This is a genomic window from Synechococcus sp. R5-15, assembly GCF_047462035.1.
Taxonomy (GTDB): domain Bacteria; phylum Cyanobacteriota; class Cyanobacteriia; order Thermostichales; family Thermostichaceae; genus Thermostichus.
The window spans coordinates 1-1,330 of sequence record NZ_JANSIK010000045.1 but is presented as its reverse complement, the minus strand read 5'-3'; the positions used below and the strand labels follow the sequence as shown (position 1 = coordinate 1,330).

At 53.2% G+C, this 1,330-nt stretch carries 1 protein-coding gene and 1 pseudogene; both read right to left on the bottom strand.

The genetic code is table 11. The annotated features are described in order from the left end of the window. Nucleotides 1–815, bottom strand: a pseudogene (locus NW839_RS04785) (glycosyl transferase family 1); the annotation flags it as partial. Between the two features lie 73 nt (nt 816–888). Beyond that, nucleotides 889–1,143 (bottom strand): hypothetical protein, encoded by a 255-nt coding sequence (locus NW839_RS04780; RefSeq protein ID WP_414351979.1) that lies wholly within the window; start codon nt 1,141–1,143, stop codon nt 889–891. Nucleotides 1,144–1,330: the final 187 nt, after the last annotated feature.

The following is a 1,330-nucleotide window of genomic DNA, read 5'->3' as shown; positions in this document are numbered from 1 at the left end:
TAGGTGTCGCAGTAGGTGCCGGGCGCCAAAAGTTCGTCCAATCCTGAGGCGAAGGAGAGCTGGTCAGTAAGCAGAAAGCCACCCGCAGAAATCACTTCCAGGTTCCTAAGGTTCAGATCCCCGTTCAGGCTGCAGTTAAACGAAATCAGCGATTCGGCAAATAGGCGGGCTGCCTCTTGACGGTTGGCAGTTTTGGCAAGAATGGGCAAGTGTGCCCTCTTTATGGCTTCGACCAGACGGGAACGTCTGGGATGCTCGGATCCCTGATGGCCAATAAAGACAACTTGGCTTTCTCTTGCTTCTACCCACTTGTGGACAACCGTATGCATGGAGATGAGAGGTAGCCAGGCCAGGTTTTCCGCGCCCGCCGCGGCAAACCAGTGCAGGTGCTGGCGGTTGGGAGCAGTAACAACATAATCAAAGGCTTCAACGGCCCAGTAGGCCAAAAGATGTTCGATGGGGAAGTGCCAATGATGCGTATCTCCGGCTAGCAAGACAGTTGGACAGCCAAATTTTTTCGTGTTGAAGGGGTTGCTGTATTCGCAGCTGCAAGTTCGTACAATCACCAAGTCAAACTCTTTATCCACAATCTGCTCAGACTGCTGGACAAAGTCATAGAGGTCATAATCTCCTTCCGGACACTCCACCAAGCCTTCACGACGGTTGACATAGCCTAGTCCACAGCCCCCCACTTTTTCTTTGGGACAGACAGTTACTTGCCGATCTGAAAACTGCGGCGGTGGGATGTGGTCTGGCCAAATTGGCCAGCTCAGGAGAACTCGCGGTTGCAGAGTTTCTTTGTTGGAATTTTCCATAGCTCGTCCTTCTAATCAGTGCTGCTGACAAAGTGTAGCTTCTGCCCAGGCTACAAAGAGGGCTAGTTTTGCACTATCCTGCCCTACGTGCATCCATAATGACAAAGTCAGAAGCCAAGTGCTGATTATACCTATGATCAATCTGCTTGCGGTCTTGCTCAGAAGTAAACTCCACGTAAATCACCTTGATGTCCCTAAGCTGCGGCTGCAGGTTAGCCAATACCTCCACCTCATCCCCACCCGTAGCTACCCTGAGCACATCGATGGGCTCCAAACCCAACTCCTTGAGGGCTGCCCTGGCTTCCCGGAAAGGGAGCGGCTGCTCCACTCCCCACTTCGCTTGAGGATCCTCCGGCCAGAGCCGACAAGTTCTGCAGCTATTCTGCCCCGCTAGCCCCACCGGATGCACAAGTTGCCCAGGCCAAGAGCATTCTGCTGCAGCAGTTGCAAGGCCAAGGGATCCACCTCAAAACAATGAATGGCCGCCTCAGGGCAGAAACCCCGAAAACAAACGC